The sequence below is a fragment of the Stutzerimonas stutzeri genome (assembly GCF_024448955.1).
GTDB classification, from domain to species: domain Bacteria; phylum Pseudomonadota; class Gammaproteobacteria; order Pseudomonadales; family Pseudomonadaceae; genus Stutzerimonas; species Stutzerimonas stutzeri_AQ.
In genome coordinates this window covers 1-20781 of sequence record NZ_JAMOIH010000007.1, presented here as the reverse complement: position 1 = coordinate 20781, position 20781 = coordinate 1, and the positions used below count along the sequence as shown (strand labels likewise).

Genomic DNA, 20781 nt, shown 5'->3' with positions numbered 1-20781 from the left:
CAGCGGTAAAACAACGGTGTCGCGTCAGTTTTCCGAGCCGGCCTTCGAGCGCAAAGTTCCACCTGGCAGTTTTGGTCGAAAACTGAGAACGAATTCATAGCGCTGGAGTCTTTTTCAAGGTAGGGCCTTCGCGCTTCTACGCCGCGTAACAAGCGACTCTAAAAAAAGAAGAAACCACTCTTGCCGTGCTCATGATCTGCAGCTCCAGAGGGATGCTGCTTGGAAAACAAACGTGCTTGTGATCGGCCTCATGCCAACACCGGTCACCTGGGGAAAGTGCTTATGAGTATTGCTGCAGTAAATGGCCAATCTGCCCGACCGAAAACAATCCAGCGTCCGGGCGTGCTCGTCGAGCGACCAGTGCTGCAACTTCGCAGCACGCAGATCGATAAGAAAAAGATCCTTTTCGTAACTTCGGAGCTGACCGATCTGGTCAAGACGGGCGGGCTTGCCGACGTTTCGGCCGCCCTGCCCCGCGCCCTGGGCGATATGCACGATGTCCGCGTGCTGATCCCCGGTTACACGCAGGTCATGGAATGCGGGGAACCGATCCGCATCGTTGGCAGCGTGCACGCCTACAGCGACCTGCCGCCCTGCAAAATTGGCCGCCTCGACATGCCGGACGGCCTGATCATCTACGTGCTGATCTGCCCGGAACTGTACGAGCGCGACGGCCTGCCGTATGGCGACGAACATGGCAATGACTGGCCGGATAACCCGGTGCGTTTCGCCCGCCTGTGCCTGGCCGCAGCAGACATCGCCGCGGGCACCGCCTGCATTCGCTGGGCGCCTGATCTGGTGCATGCGCACGACTGGCCGACTGGCCTGACGCCTGCGTACATGAAATGGCGCGGCTTGAGCACGCCTAGCATCTTCACCATTCACAACCTGGCGTATCAGGGCAACATCGACATGAGCCTGCGGCGCAAACTGGGCATTCCCCAGGAAGCCTGCAGTCCGGAGCGAATGGAATTCTACGGCGCGCTGTCGTTCCTCAAAGCGGGGATTGCCTACGCCAACCGGGTCACGACCGTCAGTGCGACCTATGCCGAGGAAATCACAACGCCTGAGTTCGGCTGCGGCATGGAGGGCTTTCTGGCGATGAAAGCACGCCAGGGCCTGCTGAGCGGATTGCTGAACGGCATCGACGAGAGCTGGGAACCACAGACATGCACGCATCTGATTAGCCAGTTCGGCCCGCATGAGTGGGCAGGCAAGCAGGCCAATGCGGCCCATGTACGTGACCTGTTCGGTCTGGAGCCGGGTGAAGGTCCGCTGTTCGCCGTGGTGTCCAGGCTCGTGCACCAGAAAGGCATCGACCTGACCATCGAGGTGGCCGAAACCATTGTCCAGCACGGCGGCCAGCTGGCCATTCTCGGTCGTGGTGAGCCGCATATCGAAGACGAGGTGCGCCGGCTCACCGAGCGTTTCCCCGGTCGCGTTGGCGCGCATATCGGTTTCAACGAGACCGACGCCCGACGGCTGTTCGCCGGCAGTGACTTCCTGCTCATGCCCTCGCGCTACGAGCCTTGCGGTCTGAGCCAGATGTACGCCCAGCGCTTCGCAGCGCTGCCCATCGCCCACCGCACCGGCGGGCTGGCGGACAGCATCGATGACGGGGTCACTGGCTTTCTGTTCAGCGATGCCACCACGCCAAGCTACCGCCAGGCCGTGGAACGGGCGCTGGCAGTGCATGAGAACCCGCACTTACTCAACGCGATGCGTTGCCGGGCCATGAGCGGCGGTTTCTTCTGGCGCCACGCGATCGAACCTTATGACCGGCTGTACCGACAGCTACTGGGTGAGCGGCGCGAGGCCCAGGCCATCTTTTAACGAGGTCAATCAATGCAAAACAGGCCAGCCCGTGACGGGCGACACGGACCGGTGCTACTCGACGCTTCGCGTACCCGGTTCAGGCTCTGGGCACCCGACGCGCAAAGCGTCAGCCTGGTGATAATCGGCGGCGATACGCTGCCCATGCAGGAAGGCGAAGACGGTTGGTACAGCATCGAGGCGAATGCATCCACCGGCTCGCAATACAGCTTTCTCATTGACGACGAACTGACGGTGCCAGATCCCGCCTCCCGAGCGCAGTCGGTGGACATCCACGACCCGAGCGTCGTGGTCGATCCCGATGCCTATCAATGGCGCAACCGCGACTGGCAAGGCCGCCCGTGGCACGAAACCGTGCTCTACGAATTGCACGTGTCCGCGTACGGCGGCTACGCGCAGATCGAGCAGCGCCTTCCTGTCCTTGCCGAACTGGGCGTCACCGCCATCGAACTGATGCCGCTCGCCGAATTTCCCGGTGATCGCAACTGGGGCTACGACGGCGTTCTGCTCTATGCACCCGAAGCGTCCTACGGCACGCCCGAGCAGCTCAAGCAGCTGATCGACACGGCCCACGGGCTGGGGCTGATGGTCTTCATCGACGTGGTCTACAACCACTTCGGGCCGGACGGCAATTATCTGCACCGTTACGCCAAACATTTCTTCCGCCACGACCAGCAGACGCCCTGGGGTGATGCCATCGACTTTCGCCGACGCGAGGTGCGCGATTTCTTCATCGATAACGCGCTGATGTGGCTGATGGAATACCGTTTCGATGGCCTGCGCATGGACGCCGTCCACGCCATTCCCGATCGCACCTTCCTGACCGAACTGGCCGAACGGGTGCGCGCCGAAACCGAGCCCGGCCGGCATGTACATCTGGTGCTAGAGAACGAAGACAACCGCGCCAGCCTGCTGACCCAAGGATTCACCGCCCAGTGGGACGATGACGGCCACAACGTCCTGCATACGTTGCTGACCGGGGAGAGCCAGGGTTATTACGCCGAGTACCACCAGGACGCGACCGACAAACTGGTGCGTTTTCTCGGCGAAGGTTTTATCTATCAGGGCCAGCAGAACCGCCGCGGTGAATCCCGTGGCGAACTCAGTGGGCACCTTTCGCCGACCTCGTTCGTGCTGTTCCTGCAGAACCATGACCAAACCGGCAACCGCGCATTCGGCGACCGGTTGATCAGCCTCGCCGATCCCGATGCCTTGAAGGCCGCGACCACCGTTCTGCTGCTTTCGCCGATGATTCCGCTGCTGTTCATGGGCGAGGAATGGGGTGCACGCGAGCCCTTTCTGTTTTTCACCAGCCACCACGGCGAACTGGCCGATGCCGTTCGGGAAGGCCGCCGCGGCGAATTCGCCGAGTTTTCCGAGTTCGCCGACGAGCAGACCCGCGCGCGCATTCCAGACCCGAACGCAGTAGAAACCTTCGAGGCGTCAAAACCCGACTTCAGCAAGCGGGACCAGCCGGAACATGCCGAGTGGCTGGCGTTGTATCGCCAACTGTTGAAGATCCGCCATCGCGAGATCGTGCCGCGTCTCGAAGGCTCGCAGTTCCTCGGTGCGCAGACGCTGGGAGAAGCCGCCGCCCTCGCCCGCTGGCGTCTGGGTGATGGCAGCGAGCTGCGCCTGGAACTGAACCTCAGCGCCCGCGACATTGAGTTGACTCCGCCAGCGGCCGAGGCGCGCCTGCTGCATGCCAGCCGGAGCACTGACACTTCCACCCCAGGCACGCTGCGCGCGCGCTCCGCCAGGATGTATCTGGAGACAGCAGATGAGTGATGAACGACTGAACCGACTGGCCGAGGCCGCCGGCCTATCCATCGATTGGGTAGACGCCGATGGCCGCGACCAGCGGGTAAGCCCCGAAGTACTGCGAGCCGTGCTCAACGGACTAGGACTTGCGGCCGGCAGCGACGAAGAAATCGAGAGCAGCCTGAAAAAGCTCGACGCTATCAATGGCGGCGCCAACCTGCCGCCCTTGATCACCCTGGATCAGGGGACGGCACTGGAGCTGGGCCAATACTGCGAGCCGTCCACGCGCTACCGTCTGGAATTGGAAGACGGCAGCCTTCAGGAAGGAACGCTGGACGATCAGGCCCGCCTGGTCGTGATCGACACGCCGGGTTATCACCGACTGGACATCGCCGAACAACAGCTGACGCTCGCGGTAGCCCCACATGCCTGCCCCAGTGTCGAAGACGTCGCCGGTCCCAACGCATGGGGACTCACAGCACAGCTGTACGGCCTACGCCGCCCCGGCGATGGTGGGCTCGGCGATACCCTGGCGCTGGAAACCCTGGTGCGTAACGCCGCCGCGCATGGCGCTTCAGCGCTGGGCATCAGCCCGATCCATGCCATGTTCCCGGGCAACAGTGGCCAGTACAGCCCGTATTCACCCTCCAGCCGGCTTTTCTACAACATTCTGCATAGCGCACCGGAAGCGGTGCTCGGTGAGAAGCCCGTGCGGATCGCCGTCGAGTCCTGCGGCCTCGGCGAAGAACTGCAGCGTCTGGAACAACTGGAGCTGATCGACTGGGATGCCGTATCGAAAGCCCGTCAGTGCCTGCTCCACACGCTTTACGACGATTTCTGCACAGGCGGAAATGCCCAGCAGGCCGACTTCGACAGCTTCCGCGAAGCAGGTGGCGAGGCGCTGGAGAACCACTGTCGTTTCGAGGCCTTGCACGCCGCGCTCCTCAGCCCCGATGGCCATCCGCAACACTGGCGCGATTGGCCAGAGGAATACCGCACGCCGCAAAGCGCTGGCGTCGAGCGATTCGCCCAGCAGCATGCCGACGAGGTGAGCTATTACGCCTTCTGCCAGTGGCTGATCGCGCGCGGCCTGGAGCGTGCACAGATCGCAGCGCAGAGCGCCGGGATGAAGATCGGTCTGATCAGCGATCTGGCCGTCGGCGCCGATGGCGGTGGCAGCCAGGCCTGGAGCCGGCAGGACGAAGTGTTGGCCGCACTGAGCGTCGGCGCACCGCCGGACATCATCAATCGCCAGGGTCAGAGCTGGGGCATTTCCGCGTTTTCGCCCTGGGGTCTCAAGGCCCACGGTTATCGCGCGTTCATCGAGATGGTGCGCGCTAACCTGGCGCACGCTGGCGGCATGCGCATCGATCACGTGATGGGCCTGATGCGCCTTTGGGTGATGCCCTCCGGCGCAGGGCCTGCTGAAGGCGCCTATCTGAATTACCCGTTCGACGACCTGCTGCGGCTGCTGTCGTTGGAAGCCTGGCGACGCAATGCAGTGATCCTCGGCGAAGACCTGGGCACCGTACCGGAAGGCCTTCGCGAGAAGCTGGCGGCTCGTAACCTGCTTGCGATGCGCGTGCTGTTCTTCGAGCGCGATCATCAAGGCACATTCAAACCACCAATGCAGTGGCCGCGCAGTGCGCTGGCCACCTCTACCACTCATGATTTGCCGACGATAAATGGCTGGTGGCAAGGCCACGACATCGATTGGCGCATCCAGGTTGGCCAGCACCAGGAGCATGAGCGCCCGGCACAGCTGGAAGAACGTGAGCGTGAACGAGCGGGCCTACTACGCCTGTTGCGCGAATACGCACCTGACGTTCAAGGCGATCTCAGCGACCCGCAAGTGCTGGCCGACGCTTGCGCGGCCTTCCTCGGGCGCACGCCAGCGCCACTGGTGCTGTTCCCGATCGAGGATGCGCTGTGCCTGCTGGAACAGCCGAACATGCCAGGCACCACCGACGCCCACCCCAACTGGCGTCGCCGCTACCCCGGCGACAGCACCACGCTGCTCGACGAGCCGGCATGCACGCGCCGCCTGAATACCCTTGCTGAAGCCCGTAAGCAGAACATTGGAAGCGAACATCGATGAAAGACCTGAGCGCCACCCTGCGATTGCAATTTCATCGGGACTTCACCTTGGACGATGCGACCGCTCTGGTCGATTACTTCGCCGACCTCGGCATCAGCCATCTTTACGCGTCGCCGCTGCTGACGGCGCGGCCTGGTTCGATGCACGGCTACGATGTCATCGACCCGACCCGCATCAATCCTGAACTCGGCGGCGAGCCGGCTCTGCGCCGTCTGGTCGACGCGCTACGCGCCAAAGGCATGGGGCTGATCCTCGATATCGTCTCCAACCACATGGCCGTTGGCGGCGCGGGCAATCCCTGGTGGCTGGATGTGCTCGAATGGGGTCGCCGCAGCCCTTATGCACAGTTCTTCGATATTCAATGGAATTCGCCCGATCCCTTGCTCGAAGGCCAGTTGCTGGTCCCCTTCCTGGGCTGCGACTATGGCGAGGCCCTGCAGGACGGCAAGATTCCGCTGCGGCTAGATGCGGAGAACGGCGCCTTCCATGCCGAGCACTACGAGCACCGCTTCCCTATTACGCCACCGAGCTACGGCGAGATCCTGCGGCTAACCGATAACCCGGAGCTGCGCGCCCTGGCGCAACACTTCGATGCTCTGAAAACCGAGCCGGCGCCTTATCAGACCGCACGCCAGCTACGCGCCGATCTGGCTCAGTTACTGAAAGACGGCGCACTACGGCAGACCCTCGAAGACGCGCTCAAACACTACGACTCGACCACCGAGGAAGGCTTCAAACGCCTTCACGGCCTGCTCGAACGGCAGAACTACCGCCTCGCCAGCTGGCGTACCGCTGGCGACGACATCAACTGGCGGCGCTTCTTCGATATCAACGAGCTTGGCGGCCTGCGTGTCGAGCGGCCAGTGGTGTTCGAGGAGACCCACGCAAAGATCTTCGAATTGCTCGCCGAAGGGCTGGTCGATGGTTTGCGCATCGATCACATCGACGGCCTGGCCAATCCGCGTGGTTATTGCCGCCGGCTGCGGCGCCGGGTCGATCGCCTCAATGCCGCTCGGCCTGCGTCAGCTGCCCAGGATCATGTGCCGATCTACGTCGAAAAAATCCTCGCCGAAGGTGAGCGCTTGCACGACGACTGGGGTGTGGATGGCACCACCGGCTATGAGTTCATGAATCAGGTATCGCTGCTGCAGCACGACCCCGCCGGCAAGGCAGTGCTCTGCGCGCTATGGAGCGAAACCGCCGAACGCCCGGCGGATTTCATGGAAGAGGTGCGGCAGGCGCGGCAGCTGGTATTGACCGGGCCGTTGGCAGGCGACTTCGAGGCCGTCGCCCAGGCGCTCCTGCAAGTGGCGCGCTACGACGTAATGACTCGGGATATCACGCTCGGTGCAATACGCCGGGCGCTGTTGGAGCTGATCGTGCACTTTCCGGTGTATCGGACCTATGTCGGCGCCCAAGGCCGACGCGAAGCCGATGAGCCATTCTTCCAGCAGGCGCTGGCTGGCGCCCGCACGACGCTTGGCGAGGCGGACTGGCCCTTGCTGGATCTGCTCGACCGCTGGCTCGGCGGCGAAAGCCTGCGCGCATTGCCGCCTGGACCTGCACGGCGAATCCGTCGTTACGCCTGCACGCGCTTCCAGCAACTCACCTCGCCGGCGGCTGCCAAGGCCGTGGAAGACACCGCCTGCTATCGCTCCGGTGCTTTGCTGTCGCGTAACGACGTGGGGTTCGATCCGCAAACCTTCAGCGCGCCGGTACAGGCCTTTCACGCCGCTTGCCTGGAGCGTGCCGAACATTTTCCGCGCAACCTGTTGACCACTGCGACCCACGACCACAAGCGCGGCGAAGACACCCGCGCTCGTATGACGGTGATCAGCGAGCGCGCCGAATGGTTTGCCGCCAAGGTGCGCCACTGGCGACAACTCGCTTATGGCCAGCGTCAGGAGTTGGCCGACGGGCCGGCGCCTTCGGCTGGAGACGAGATGCTGCTGTTCCAGATACTGCTCGGCTGCTGGCCGCTGGACCTGAACGTCGATGACAAGCCAGCTATGGAGGCGTTTTGCGAGCGGATCATCAAGTGGCAGGAAAAGGCCGTGCGTGAAGCCAAGTTGCGCAGCACTTGGACCGATCCTAATAGCGAATACGAAAGCGCCTGCCAGCACTATCTACGGGCTCTGCTGCTCGGCGAAGAATGTAGGACGCTGCGCAGCGAGATCGCCGAGTCAGCTCTCGAATTGGCCCCGGCCGGGGCCTTGAATAGCTTGACTCAAGCGCTGCTGCGCATGACCACACCCGGCGTACCGGACCTTTATCAAGGTGCCGATTACTGGGATTTCAGTCTGGTTGATCCGGACAACCGTCGCCCGGTCGATTTCGACCGTCGTCGCGCCACCTTCGACTTGCAGGCGCAACCGGCCGAGTTGCTGGCGAATTGGCAGGACGGTCGCATCAAACAATGGCTGATCGGACGGACCCTTGGATTGCGACGCTCGCAGCCACGGCTGTTCAGCGAGGGTAGCCACCTGCCGCTGCACGTCGAGGGTGAGCACGCCGATCGGTTGATCGCCTTCGCCCGTGAGCTCGACGGCAACTGGCTCATCGTGGTGGCGGCGCGGCTGGCCAGCAGTCTGCTCGCTGACAGTCAGACACCACAGATTCCTGCTGAGCGCTGGGGCGACACGTGGGTGCGATTGCCCAATGCGCTGAGCGGTCATGCTCTGGAGCGACTTTTTGACGGAAAGACAGTCACACCCAAACAAACGGCTCTGAGTGCGGCAGAGGTTTTGCAGCAACTGCCGGTGGCGGTTTTACAGGTAACGATCAGTTCAACAGGAGAATCAGAACGATGAACAAGAACGAGCAGCGCATCCGCGAACTCGCGTACGACATATGGGTATCGGAGGGCCGCCCGCACGGCGAGGACGAACGTCACTGGGAAATGGCCCGCAAGCTTGCCGAGGCGGAGGCCAAGCCTGGCGACAAACCCGCAAGCCGCGCGCGCAAGACCGCCACCAAACCGACCGACGCGACACCGGCGGCTAAAACCGCCAAGGCGACGAAAACGGCGAAGGATGCCAATGACCCGAAAGACGTCAAACCCGCCAAGGCAGACGCTGCCGCCAAAGGTACTGCGAGTCCGAAGGCCAAGGCCGGCACTGATGCCGCCGAAGGCACGCCGGCTGGCGTGAAGAAAACTCGCGCCCCACGTACCAAGAAAGAAGCCTGAACAGCACCGCGGTGCAGCCCGGCTCCCTCGGAGGATCGGGCGACCGTGGCGTTCAATCGTCCTGCACAGCCTCAACCAAGAGCACGAGCTGCCATCGGAGATTTCATGAGTAGAAAAAAGCCTGCGGCGCCTCAGATTTTGACCTCTTCGCGTATTCGCGAAGGCCTCCCCTTCCCGCTTGGCGCCACCTGGGACGGGCTGGGGGTCAACTTCGCGATCTTTTCCGCGAACGCCACCAAGGTTGAGCTGTGCCTGTTCGATACCGATGGCGAAACCGAGCTCGAGCGTATCGAGCTGCCCGAATACACCGACGAGATCTGGCATGGCTACCTCCCGGACGCCCATCCGGGACAAATCTATGGCTATCGCGTGCACGGCCCGTACGAGCCTGAAGCCGGTCACCGTTTCAATCCCAACAAATTGCTGATCGACCCGTATGCCAAGCAATTGGTGGGCGAGCTGAAATGGTCCGAGGCGCTGTTCGGGTACACCATCGGCCATCCCGACGCCGACTTCAGCTTCGATGAGCGAGACAGCGCGCCCTTCGTCCCAAAGTGCAAGATCATCGATCCGGCGTTCACCTGGGGCCACGACCGTCCGGTACAAGTCCCCTGGGATCGCACCATCATCTATGAGACCCACGTACGTGGCTTCACCATGCGACATCCATCGGTGGCCGAAGACATGCGCGGCACCTTTGGCGGCTTCAAGACACCCGAGGTAGTCGACTACCTGAGCAAGCTCGGCGTGTCGTCAATCGAATTCCTGCCCATTCATGCGTTCGTCCAGGACCAGCATCTGCTGGAGAAAGGCATGAGCAACTACTGGGGCTACAACAGCATCGCCTTCTTCGCGCCGCATCCGAAATACCTGGCCAGCGGCAAGATCAGCGAGTTCAAGGAAATGGTCGCGCACCTGCACAATGCCGATCTTGAGGTCATTCTCGATGTGGTCTACAACCACACCGCCGAAGGCAACGAGCTGGGCCCGACCCTGTCCATGCGCGGCATCGACAACGTCTCCTACTACCGGCTGATGCCGGACGAAAAGCGCTACTACATCAACGACTCGGGCACCGGCAACACGTTGGACATGAGTCACCCGCGTGTCGTGCAGATGGTCACCGACTCCCTGCGCTACTGGGCTGAAGAAATGCACGTCGATGGCTTCCGCTTCGATCTGGCGACCATTCTGGGCCGCGAGCACGACGGTTATGACGAGCGCCATGGCTTCCTCGTCGCCTGTCGTCAGGACCCGGTCCTGGCCAAGACCAAGCTCATCGCCGAGCCTTGGGACTGCGGGCCTGGCGGCTATCAGGTCGGAGGTTTCCCGCCCGGATGGGCCGAGTGGAACGACCAATATCGCGATACCGTGCGAGCGTTCTGGAGAGGTGATGACGGTCAGCTGGCGGACTTTGCCAGCCGCCTTACCGGCTCGGGCGATCTATTCAACCAGAGGGGCCGCCGTCCGTTCAGTTCGGTCAATTTCGTGACGGCGCACGACGGCTTCACGCTCAAGGACTTGGTGTCCTATAACCACAAGCACAACGAAGACAACGACGAAGACAACCGCGACGGCAGCGACAACAACATTTCCTGGAATCACGGCGTCGAAGGCCCGACCCATGATGCGGAAATCAACGAACTGCGCTTCCGTCAGATGCGTAACTTCTTCGCCACGCTGCTGTTCTCGCAAGGCACGCCGATGATCGTTGCCGGCGATGAGTTTGCGCGGACCCAGCACGGCAACAACAACGCCTACTGCCAGGACAGCGAAATCGGTTGGGTGAACTGGGATATCCCCGAAGATAGCCGGACCTTGCAGGCCTTCGTTCGCAAACTGATTCGCCTGCGCCAGCGCTACCCGATGCTACGTCGTGGACGTTTCCTGGTCGGTGCCTACAACGAGGAACTGGGCGTCAAGGACGTCACCTGGCTCGCGCCGCATGCCGAAGAGATGACCGTCGAGCACTGGGAAGACGGCAACAACCGCTGCATGGGCATGTTGCTCGATGGCCGCGCGCAGGCAACCGGCATTCGCAAGGCCGGTTCGGACGCAACCTTGTTGCTGATCGTCAACTCACATCACGACATCGTGAACTTCACCCTGCCGGAAGTACCGCAAGGCATTTACTGGAACCGCTTGATCGACACCAATAACCCCGTCGCACGCGCCGAGCGTTTCGAATTCAGCGATGAATACGGACTGACCGGCCGCTCGCTGCTGCTGTTCGAGTTGATCAAGGAAGAGGAATAACGCCGAACCATCGCCAACCGCGGAGCCCCGACATCGGGGCTTCGACTTATCTAAAGGCCACGCCGGCAGCTACTCAACCGTTCGATGGTTCTCGACGTGCGGTATGAACCCTCGCGAATGTCTCCAGTCCCAACCCCCAGCGCGGCACTCACGAAACTCGACGGATTTGTTCTGCCAGCCGCAGGCGGGTTGTCCCTTCCGTGACGGATCACACCTTATGGCTTCGACTCGGCTGATCGTTTCATTTGCTCTGCTGATCTTCCTTTCCATCAGCGCCCTGCCCGTTCTTGCCGGTGGCGCCATCACCAATGCGACGCTCCCGGCGGGCAAAGCCGGTAGCGTCCGGCTGTTCGTGAACCGCGTTGGCTCCGGCAAGGCGATGGACGTACGCAACGATACTGACGTGCCAGTCGAAGTGGTGCTGCGCCTGACACGGATGGTCAATGTCGCGGGCGTCGGCAACGGCGTGGTGCGCAAGACGGTTCCCGCTCGCACCCGTATGCGGATCGCCACCTTGCGCAAGCGTCAGTCCGGCTACCCCTTGATGTACCAGCAGTCGTTCAGCTATTCGCTGATCTACTCGCCGGAGCCGGGCAAGAAAGGTTCGGTGGGCGGCTACGCCTATGCGCTGCCCTGGAAAGGCGGTCCGTTTCGTATTTCACAGGGGGCCGGCGGCGATTTCAGCCACAACTCGCCCAAAGGCCGCTTTGCCGTGGATATCGCCATGCCGGTAGGCACGCCGATCGTTGCGGCACGTGCGGGTACGGTGGTGAAGGTACGCAACGACCAGCACGGACGTCGGCCGGACCCGGCGGGGAACTACGTGCGAATTCTCCACGATGACGGTACGCACAGCGCGTACCTGCATTTGAAGCGTGGTTCGGTGCAGGTGAATGCGGGTCAGCAGGTGAAGGTCGGTAGCCTCCTGGGCCAATCCGGTAACACCGGACGCAGCACGGGGCCTCATTTGCATTTCGTGGTGCAGAAAAACATCGGGGACAGCTTGGTATCTGTCCCCTTCCGTTTTACCCAGCCGGTGGATTCGCTGCCCAACTTCGCCCTTAGCGAACGCTGAAGCCGGTTACAGCATCCGCCGCATGATGTCGTCACGTTTGACGAAATGGTGGAGCAAAGCCATGCCGATATGCCCGATTACCAGCACCACCATGATCCAGGCCAGCGGCGAATGCAGGCTGCCGACGCTGGCTGCCCAATCGATCTCGGGGCCTTTGGCTACCAATTGCATGCCGAACACTTTCAGTCCATAGCCATTACCCAGCATGGTCAGCAAGCCGGTAATGGGCATCAACAGCATGCCGACGTACAACGCGAAGTGTCCTGCCTTGACTACGAATGCGGTCGCCGGATCATGCAGCGGACGTTGCTTGAGCTGGCTCGATGCCCAGAATATGCGCAAAACGATCAGCACCAACAGCAGCGCGCCGATGGAGACGTGCCAGGGCACGAGCGTCTGGCCAATCCAATGTTCACCTTCGCTGATGCGGTCGCCAAACTTAAGCAATTGCCAAATGATCAGCCCGCCCATCAGCCAGTGAAACCATTTACTGACCTTCCCGTACCGCTCTCTCGAGTCGTGAATCATCGCTTCTGCTCCTTCGCTGTTCGTTTTGAGATCACTGCCAGGTAAAGCTCAGAGCTTCGCCGGTCGCCATGCGTTCCAGATGGTCAGCGACCACCTGTTGTAGCTTTTGCAACTGCTCTGGATCTTCGGCTTCGACCTCAACCTGCAGCCCGCCTTCTGCGACTTCCATCCGGCAATTGCCGATAGGCAGCTCAATCTCGCCCTTCTGCTCATCGTGCTGTACCGGAAACTTGTGGCCCCAGTGCTTGCAGAGACGATTGATTAGCCGCGAGGGGTTTTTAGTAGCAACCGTGGCGGCCGCCTTTTCAGCTAATGCTTTCAACTATTCCTCCTTCGACGCGCAATGCCGCGTCCGTGGTTGCGCTGGGCTGTGGCGAGGCAGCATACACGCAGATATTGGCAACTTCCTCAGACTGGCGAAACGGTGCGCTTGAGCGGCCTGGATAACCGTTTCTGTATGAAGGCGCTTCCATAGCCCTTCCTCCTGCTCGTTCGGCCCTTAGTGAGTGGTCTCTCGTTTATCGAAACCAAAACCGAACGCCGAGAGCGTGGTTTCCATGATGCGATCACTGAACAGCTTGCGTCCGCCGGCATCGCTGCCTGCTCCGGCAGCAACCATCAGCGGCAACAGGTGTTCCTCGCCACGTGGCGGATGGCACAGCCGCGCCGAAGGCGCTTGTGCCCAGGCCAAAAGTGCCGCGTTACGCTGCGAAGGTTCCGATTCGACCGCCGAACTCAGCCAAGCGTCGAACTCATCGGAGATCGGCCCGAAACGGGCATCGCCATAGCCGCGCATGTTGTGAAAACTCATGCCGCTGCCGACGATCAGAACGCCTTCGTCACGCAGCCCGGCCAAGGCCTGGCCCGCATCGAGCAGCGCCTGCGGATCGAGGTCGTTGCGTAGCGACAACTGCACGACCGGGATTTGCGCGTCGGGAAACATCAGCTTCAGCGGAATGAACACGCCGTGATCGTAGCCGCGCTCGTCGTCCCGGCTCGCGGACATTCCCGCCGCGCTCAGCAGTTCGACGATCCGTGCGGCCAGCGCTGGGTGGCCCGGCGCCGGGTAGCGCAGCTCATAGGTGTGCGCCGGGAAACCGTTGTAGTCGTAGATCAGCCCTGGCTGCGCGCCGCCCGTGACACGGAACTCATCTTCCAGCCAATGCCCCGAAATCAGCACGATAGCCTTCGGCTTCGCCGGCAGGCTCGCCGCAATGCTTTTGAGGAATCGGGCCGTGGCGTCCCAGGCATGGGATGGATTCCAATCCATGAAGAAACACGGCCCCGCGCCGTGCGGCACGAACAGGGTCGGCATAGGCTTGCTGTTGGTTGAAATATTGGAGGTTTGCATAGGCATGTCCTCTTGAAGAAACGTGCGAGCAGTATGGATTACCATTCAGAGCGTTAGAACCTGCCAGGAGCAGCTAACACTTATTATCAGGAGTAGGAGCCGATATGCTCGACCGTATCACCAGCATGCGTGTGTTCGTGCGCGCCACCAGCGCCGGTAGCCTGTCCGCTGCGGCGCGTCATCTTGGTATGTCGCCAGCGATGGCGACCAAACATATCGATGCGCTGGAGGCGCGCCTGGGCGTCAAGCTGTTTCACCGCAGCACGCGGCGGCTGACGCTCACCGAAGCCGGCAATCGCTATCTCGACGCCTGCCAGCGAATTCTTCTCGATGTCGACGAAACCGAGGCAGGCATCGCGTCGCAGCGCGTCGAGGCAACCGGCCTGTTGCGATTCAACGTGCCGCTGGTGTTCGGTATCCATTACATCGCCCCGCTGCTGTTCGAGTTCAGCCACCGGCATCCTGCGGTGAAGGTGGAACTGGGGCTGTCCGACAGCCAGGTCGATCTCATCGATGGCGGCTGGGACATGGCGGTACGCATCGGCCGGCTCGGCGACAGTTCGCTTCAGGCCCGCAAGCTCGGTGACGTCCCGCTGGTGTTATGCGCTGCGCCCGCTTATCTGGACGCCCGTGGCGTGCCACGCCGAGTCGCTGATCTGGCACAACACAATTGCCTGACCTATAGCCTGTCGACATCCACCAGCGCGCATGAATGGGTATTCGGACGCAACGGCGACATGCGGGCCAAGGTCGATGGCGACCTGCTGGCCAACAATGGCGAGGCGTTGCTCGCCGCGGCCGTGCGTGGACAAGGGCTGCTCTACGGCCCGCAGTTCATCGCCGCAGATGCGGTGCGCCGGGGCGAACTGGTCGTACTGGAACTGGATCATCCGGCGCTGATCATCGACGGCATCTACATCCTCTACCCGCCCGATCGGCGCCCGCCGGCCAAGGTCCGGGTGATGATCGACTATCTCGTCGAAGCCTTCTCTGGCGCTCAGCCCTGGGCGCTATAGCGTCAGTTCTCCTACCGGGCGCAGACGACAAAAGGTGAACTGCCGCTAGCGACGCCAGTCGGAATAGATGCGAGGGGCCTGGTTGGCTCCCTATCAACTGACCTTGCCGCGGACCGCGCGCAAGGCCGGATTCACCTCTGCGGCATCGCGCCGCCGCCCCGGAGACGCTATGAAAGCAGTTGTTTATCACGGTGTGGGCGACATCCGTCTCGAAGACGTAGCCGACCCGCGCATCGAAGCCCCAACCGACGCCATCGTGCGCATTACCGCTTCGGCAATTTGCGGAACCGATCTGCACTTCGTGCGGGGCACGTTCAGCGGCATGAAGCCCGGCACCATCCTGGGTCACGAAGCCGTGGGCATCGTCGAAGAGCTCGGTGCGGACGTACGCAACCTGCAGATCGGCGACCGGGTGGTGATCCCATCGACCATCGCCTGCGGTAATTGCTCCTACTGCCGCTCGGGCTATTTCGCTCAATGCGACGTGGCCAATCCCAACGGCAAGGAGGCCGGCACGGCTTTCTATGGTGGCCCATCCGCTACCGGCCCGTTCCACGGGTTGCAGGCGGAAAAGGCGCGCATTCCGTTTGCCAACATCGGTCTGGTCAAGCTCCCACCCGAGGTCAGCGATGATCAGGCGATCCTGCTCTCCGACATCTTCCCGACCGGTTATTTCGGTGCCGAAATGGCCGAAATCAAACCCGGCGATACGGTCGCGGTGTTCGGCTGCGGCCCTGTCGGGCAGTTCGCGATCGCCAGCGCCAAGCTCTTGGGCGCCGGCCGGGTATTTGCCATCGACCAGTTCGAAGATCGCCTGCGCATGGCCCAGCATCAGGGCGCGGAGATCATCGATTTCAACCGGGAAGATCCGGTCGAGACGCTCAAGCGCCTCACGACGGGCATTGGCGTAGATCGAGTCATCGACGCGGTGGGCATCGACGCCGAGCACGGCTGCTGCGGCGGCAAGCCGGCCGATGGCGCGAAGACGGATCAAGGCGGCCAATGGCAGCCGGGCGACGCTCCTTCGCAAGCGCTGGAATGGGCCGTGCAGAGCCTGGCGAAGGCCGGCACCCTATCGATTATCGGAGTCTATCCGCCGGATGCCATGACCTTTCCCATCGGCATGGCGATGAACAAGAACATCACCATGAACATGGGCAACTGCCACCATCGCAAATACATCCCTCGGCTGATCGAAATGATCCAGGCGCGGCGCATCGACCCGGCGAAGATCCTGACTCAAATAAAGCCGATGACCGACGTCATCGCTGCGTTCGAGGCCTTCGATCGGCGTGAACGCGGCTGGATCAAGGTAGAGTTGCAGCCACAGCGCAGCAACCCCTCCGGCGCCGGATCGGAAGAAACCGTGATCGACAAGGCGGTCGCCGATACCTTCCCGGCCAGCGATCCGACCAGCATGCAGAACCCGCGATAACCATAGGAGCAGGCGATGGCAGCCATCCATATCGGAATTTCAGGCTGGCGCTACGCACCTTGGCGCGGAGATTTCTATCCCAAGGGCCTCACCCAGAAGAACGAATTGAAGTTCGCGTCGCGTGCCGTAAGCAGTATCGAAATCAATGGTTCCTTCTACTCGTTACAACGGCCAGAACTGTATGCCGGCTGGTATGACGAAACCCCGAAGGGCTTTGTCTTCAGCGTCAAGGCACCGCGTTACATCACGCACATTCTTCGATTGCGCGACGTGGAAAAGCCCATCGCCAACTTCCTCGCCTCCGGCGTACTGGCACTCAAGGACAAACTCGGACCGTTGCTCTGGCAGTTTCCGCCCTCGTTCAAGTTCGATCCCGAGCAGTTCGAGGCCTTTCTCAAACTACTACCTCACGATACCGAGGCCGCACTGGAAATGGCCAAGGGTTGCGAGGCGCGCATGGAAGGTCGCAGCTATCTGCAGATCGACCGAAAGCGCCAGTTGCGGCATGCCGTGGAGATCCGCAACGAGAGCTTTGTCGATCCCGCGTTCATCGCGCTGCTGCGCAAATACAAGGTCGCGCTGGTGGTGGCCGACACCGCCGGCAAATGGCCCTATCGCGAAGATCTGACCAGCGATTTCGTCTACATCCGCCTGCATGGCGCCGAGGAGCTTTACACCAGCGGTTACAGCGACGAGGCGCTGGATAACTGGTGCCAGCGCATCACGCGCTGGAGCGAGGGACAGCAACCCGACGACGCGCAGCTCATCTCCGCTACCAAACCCCAGCCACGCAAGGCGCGAGCGGTTTATTGCTATTTCGATAACGACGTGAAGGTCCGGGCGCCATACGACGCGCGACAGTTGTTGCGCCGGCTCGGGCTGGAGGAAGACCTGGAAACCACTCCGGGCCATCTGGAAGGAGTACTGGTGTGAATCTGGACAAGAATCATCCACTCGACAGCAGTGACCTGGACGCGCACATGTCCACGGCGGTCAATTCGGTCCGCCTGCTGACCGTCAACACCCACAAGGGCTTCACCGCACTGAATCGGCGATTCATCCTCCCGGAGCTGCGCGAAGCGGTCAGGGCCGTTTCCGCCGATATCGTGTTTCTGCAGGAAGTGTTGGGCACTCATGAGAAACACGCCCTGCGCTTTCATGACTGGCCGAAGATGTCGCAGTACGAGTTTCTCGCCGACAGCATCTGGACCGATTTCGCCTACGGGCGCAACGCCGTCTACCCGGACGGTGATCACGGCAATGCGCTGCTGTCGAAGTTTCCCATCACCAAATACGAGAATCTCGACATCTCCATCGCCGGACCGGAGCGCCGTGGCTTATTGCACAGCGTGCTGCAGGTGCCAGGCCATGACCAGTTCCATGCGATCTGCGTGCATCTGGGCTTGCGTGAGTCCCATCGCCAGCAACAACTACGGCTGCTGTGCGACCTGCTCGATTCCCTACCCGACGACGCGCCCGTGGTCGTGGCCGGAGACTTCAATGACTGGCGGCTGAAAGGCGCCCAGGTGCTGGATCGCTGCGCCGGTATGCACGAGGTGTTCGCGGTTTCCCAGGGCAAAGTCGCCAAGACCTTCCCGGCCCGCTGGCCCATGCTGCGTCTGGATCGCATCTATGTGCGTAATGCCACCAGCCATAAACCGCAAATACTTGGTAACAAACCCTGGACGCACTTGTCCGATCATCTGCCCTTGGCGGTGGAGATACATCTATGAATTTTCACTGGAGAGACGGTAACCGCCTTCAGTTGCTGGAAAACGGCGAGGAATTCTTTCCCGCCGTGTTCGAGGCCATCGCGGCCGCAAAAAAAGAAGTTCTGCTGGAAACCTTCATCTTCTTCAAGGACAAGGTCGGTCAGGAGCTGCAGAAAGTGCTGATCGCCGCCGCCGAGCGCGGTGTCAGCGTCGACGTTACCGTCGATGGCTATGGCTCGGCGGACTTGGACGGTGATTTTGCCGCGGCGATGACCCACGCCGGGGTGCGCATTCACGTGTTCGATCCCGGCAAACGACTGATGGGCTGGCGCCTCAACGTATTCCGCCGCATGCACCGCAAGATCGTCGTGGTGGATGGCGACCTCGCCTTCATCGGCGGGATCAACTTTTCCGCCGATCATCTCGGTGACTACGGGCCAGGCGCCAAGCAGGACTACGCCCTACGGGTCGAGGGTCCGATCATTCACGACATCCATCGCTTCGCCCTCAGCACCATCGCGCCAGAGCAGGCGAACCGGCGTTGGTGGCAGCGTCGGGTGCGCACGCAAAGCAATGGGTACGTCGGGGTGAGTCGGGGTGAAGCGCGTGCGCTATTCGTGACGCGTGACAATAACGAGCACCGCACCGATATCGAGCAGCATTACCTGCAAGCGATACGTGATGCACGATCGCGGCTGGTGATCGCCAATGCCTACTTCTTCCCCGGTTATCGGGTGTTGCGCGAGATCCGCAACGCAGCCCGCCGCGGTGTGCGGGTGCGGCTGATCCTGCAGGGCCAGCCGGACATGCCAATCGCCAAGTTCGGCGCACGCATTCTCTACAACTACCTGATGAGCGACGGCGTGGAGATCCATGAGTACTGCCGCCGGCCGCTGCACGGCAAGGTTGCATTGGCGGACTACGAGTGGTCGACGGTGGGCTCGAGCAACCTCGACCCGCTCAGCCTCTCGTTGAATCTCGAGGCGAACCTGATCATCCGCGATCACAATTTCAACCGGCAGCTGCACGAGAAGCTTGACCAGCTACTCCAGGACGACTGCCGGCGTATTCCGCTGGAACGCATGGTTCGTGGTTACTGGTGGCGTGCGCCGCTGGCCTTCTTCATCTTCCATTTCCTGCGCCATTTCCCACAGATGGTGGGCCTGTTCCCCGCACACCGACCCAAGCTGCAGCTTCTCGATGCCGAGCCGCTGGAGCCCGTTCAGCCCCCTTGCAGCGAGATCAGCAATGACCGAGTCCAACCCCGCTGAGCCACGCACTGGCTGGCGACGTCGCTGGCCGCTGATTAAGAAGATCCTGACCTACATCTTCTTCATTCTGGTTGCCGGCTTGCTGATCGGCCTTGCCCGCAACGTCGACTGGAATGAGGTCTACACCACCTTGCGCAACTACAGCGCCAAGACGCTGTGGATGGCTGGCGCCGCGGCCTTCGCCAGTTACGTTGTCTATTGCTTCTTCGACGTGCTCGGCAAGCGGTATGCGCAGCACAACCTGCCGGTTCGGCAAATTCTGCCAGTGACCTTCGTGTGCTACGCGTTCAACCTGAACCTGAGCGCCTGGGTCGGAGGCATCGCGTTGCGCTATCGCCTCTATTCCCGGCTTGGTTTGCGCGCGTCCCAGATCACCCGTGTTTTCACCTTGAGCGTGCTGACCAACTGGCTTGGCTACATCTGGCTGGCGGGTCTGATCTTCGCCATGGGCTGGATCACCCCACCGGACACCTGGGAAATAGGCCACACCGCATTGCGTGTGCTCGGCGTCGGGTTGCTGGTGGCCGCAGCGGTGTATCTATGGGCCTGTGGGTTCTCCAAGCGCCGTCACTGGACCATACGCAAGCATGAAATCCATCTGCCCTCGCTGCGGCTGGCCGTCGTGCAGATGCTGCTGGGCGCCGCCAACTGGTCGCTGATGGCGCTGGTGGTCTATTTCATGCTGTCGCAGAAGGCGCCCTACCCCGAGGTCCTGGGCATTCTCATGATCAGCAGCATCGCCGGTGTAGTTGCTCATATTCCGGCAGGGCTGGGTGTCATCGAAGCGGTATTCGTGGCCATGCTGGGTGGCGAACTCAGTAAAGGTGCAATCGTTGCGGGACTGATCGGTTATCGCGTCGTGTATTTCCTGGTACCGCTGTTCTTCGCCACTATTCTCTACGTCGTGCTCGAAGCGCGGGCGAAGAAGCTGCGCTCCAGCAACGAGGCGCAACCCAACGAAGAATCGCCGGGAGAATCCAACGTGGAAAAGGCCGTCAGCCGATAGGGAAACGGATACGAAAAAGCCGGAGCGATGCTCCGGCTTTTTCGTGGTACATCGCGCTTTTCAGGGACGCAAAAACTTGATGACGAGCTGGCAAGATTGTGTGTGGTGAACGAACGTTTTGCGTTCATGGCGCAATTAGCGAGTCACTTGAAAGCTTGGTTTCGCCCTGCTGGGCGAGTCCCTTTTGGCAATTGCCCCAAAAGGAACCAAAAGGTCTTGCCCGGCATACTGCCCCGGCTGCGCCGGGGTTCG

At 61.6% G+C, this 20781-nt stretch carries 15 protein-coding genes and 1 pseudogene; 13 read left to right on the top strand and 3 right to left on the bottom strand.

Annotated features, from left to right (window positions below; genetic code table 11):
• Window positions 1-282 precede the first annotated feature (282 nt).
• The 7 genes from glgA (at window position 283) to NA645_RS09265 (ending at window position 12210) form a co-directional block, all read left to right on the top strand.
• The gene (gene glgA / locus NA645_RS09295) at window positions 283-1833 is read left to right on the top strand and encodes a glycogen synthase GlgA (protein WP_256048540.1); all 1551 of its coding nucleotides are present in this window, start codon (window positions 283-285) and stop codon (window positions 1831-1833) included.
• Window positions 1834-1845: 12 nt separating this feature from the next.
• On the top strand, window positions 1846-3621 hold the full coding sequence (gene treZ / locus NA645_RS09290) for a malto-oligosyltrehalose trehalohydrolase (RefSeq protein WP_256048539.1): 1776 nt from the start codon (window positions 1846-1848) through the stop codon (window positions 3619-3621).
• Entirely contained in the window at window positions 3614-5692 is a 2079-nt protein-coding gene (gene malQ / locus NA645_RS09285; RefSeq protein WP_256048538.1) for a 4-alpha-glucanotransferase, read from the top strand. Before treZ ends, malQ begins: the two co-directional genes overlap by 8 nt.
• On the top strand, window positions 5689-8502 hold the full coding sequence (locus NA645_RS09280; RefSeq protein ID WP_256048537.1) for a malto-oligosyltrehalose synthase: 2814 nt from the start codon (window positions 5689-5691) through the stop codon (window positions 8500-8502). The genes malQ and NA645_RS09280 overlap by 4 nt, the downstream gene beginning before the upstream one ends.
• Window positions 8499-8879, top strand: coding sequence for a DUF2934 domain-containing protein (locus NA645_RS09275; protein WP_256048536.1), 381 nt, complete (start codon window positions 8499-8501; stop codon window positions 8877-8879). Before NA645_RS09280 ends, NA645_RS09275 begins: the two co-directional genes overlap by 4 nt.
• A gap of 105 nt (window positions 8880-8984) precedes the next feature.
• Window positions 8985-11135 (top strand): glycogen debranching protein GlgX, encoded by a 2151-nt coding sequence (glgX, locus tag NA645_RS09270; RefSeq protein ID WP_256048535.1) that lies wholly within the window; start codon window positions 8985-8987, stop codon window positions 11133-11135.
• A 217-nt stretch (window positions 11136-11352) separates the two neighbouring features.
• Complete coding sequence (locus NA645_RS09265) at window positions 11353-12210, top strand: M23 family metallopeptidase (protein WP_256048534.1); 858 nt, start codon at window positions 11353-11355, stop codon at window positions 12208-12210.
• 6 nt (window positions 12211-12216) lie between these two features.
• Here NA645_RS09265 and NA645_RS09260 read toward each other — a convergent pair whose 3' ends face one another.
• The 3 genes from NA645_RS09260 to NA645_RS09250 form a co-directional block, all read right to left on the bottom strand.
• The gene (locus tag NA645_RS09260; protein ID WP_256048533.1) at window positions 12217-12738 is read right to left on the bottom strand and encodes a cytochrome b; all 522 of its coding nucleotides are present in this window, start codon (window positions 12736-12738) and stop codon (window positions 12217-12219) included.
• A 31-nt stretch (window positions 12739-12769) separates the two neighbouring features.
• Window positions 12770-13060, bottom strand: a complete 291-nt coding sequence (locus tag NA645_RS09255) for a DUF2218 domain-containing protein (RefSeq protein ID WP_256048532.1) — start codon at window positions 13058-13060, stop codon at window positions 12770-12772.
• A 177-nt stretch (window positions 13061-13237) separates the two neighbouring features.
• Window positions 13238-14089, bottom strand: coding sequence for a DODA-type extradiol aromatic ring-opening family dioxygenase (locus NA645_RS09250; RefSeq protein WP_256048531.1), 852 nt, complete (start codon window positions 14087-14089; stop codon window positions 13238-13240).
• Window positions 14090-14193: 104 nt separating this feature from the next.
• On the opposite strand from NA645_RS09250, the gene NA645_RS09245 reads away from it, so the two are divergent.
• The 6 genes and pseudogenes from NA645_RS09245 to NA645_RS09220 all read left to right on the top strand — a co-directional run bounded on the left by NA645_RS09245 (window position 14194) and on the right by NA645_RS09220 (window position 20529).
• A complete protein-coding gene (locus tag NA645_RS09245; RefSeq protein WP_256048530.1) occupies window positions 14194-15105 on the top strand; it encodes a LysR family transcriptional regulator in 912 nt (303 codons plus the stop codon).
• Between the two features lie 169 nt (window positions 15106-15274).
• Window positions 15275-16540, top strand: a complete 1266-nt coding sequence (locus NA645_RS09240; RefSeq protein WP_256048529.1) for a zinc-dependent alcohol dehydrogenase — start codon at window positions 15275-15277, stop codon at window positions 16538-16540.
• Between the two features lie 15 nt (window positions 16541-16555).
• Window positions 16556-17473: a DUF72 domain-containing protein gene (locus tag NA645_RS09235; RefSeq protein WP_256048527.1), complete on the top strand. Its 918-nt coding sequence runs from the start codon at window positions 16556-16558 to the stop codon at window positions 17471-17473.
• On the top strand, window positions 17470-18273 hold the full coding sequence (locus tag NA645_RS09230; RefSeq protein WP_256048526.1) for an endonuclease/exonuclease/phosphatase family protein: 804 nt from the start codon (window positions 17470-17472) through the stop codon (window positions 18271-18273). The genes NA645_RS09235 and NA645_RS09230 overlap by 4 nt, the downstream gene beginning before the upstream one ends.
• Window positions 18270-19504: pseudogene (clsB, locus tag NA645_RS09225) on the top strand (cardiolipin synthase ClsB). The gene NA645_RS09230 and the pseudogene clsB overlap by 4 nt, the downstream one beginning before the upstream one ends.
• The gene (locus tag NA645_RS09220; RefSeq protein WP_256048524.1) at window positions 19501-20529 is read left to right on the top strand and encodes a lysylphosphatidylglycerol synthase domain-containing protein; all 1029 of its coding nucleotides are present in this window, start codon (window positions 19501-19503) and stop codon (window positions 20527-20529) included. Before clsB ends, NA645_RS09220 begins: the two are co-directional and overlap by 4 nt.
• Window positions 20530-20781: the final 252 nt, after the last annotated feature.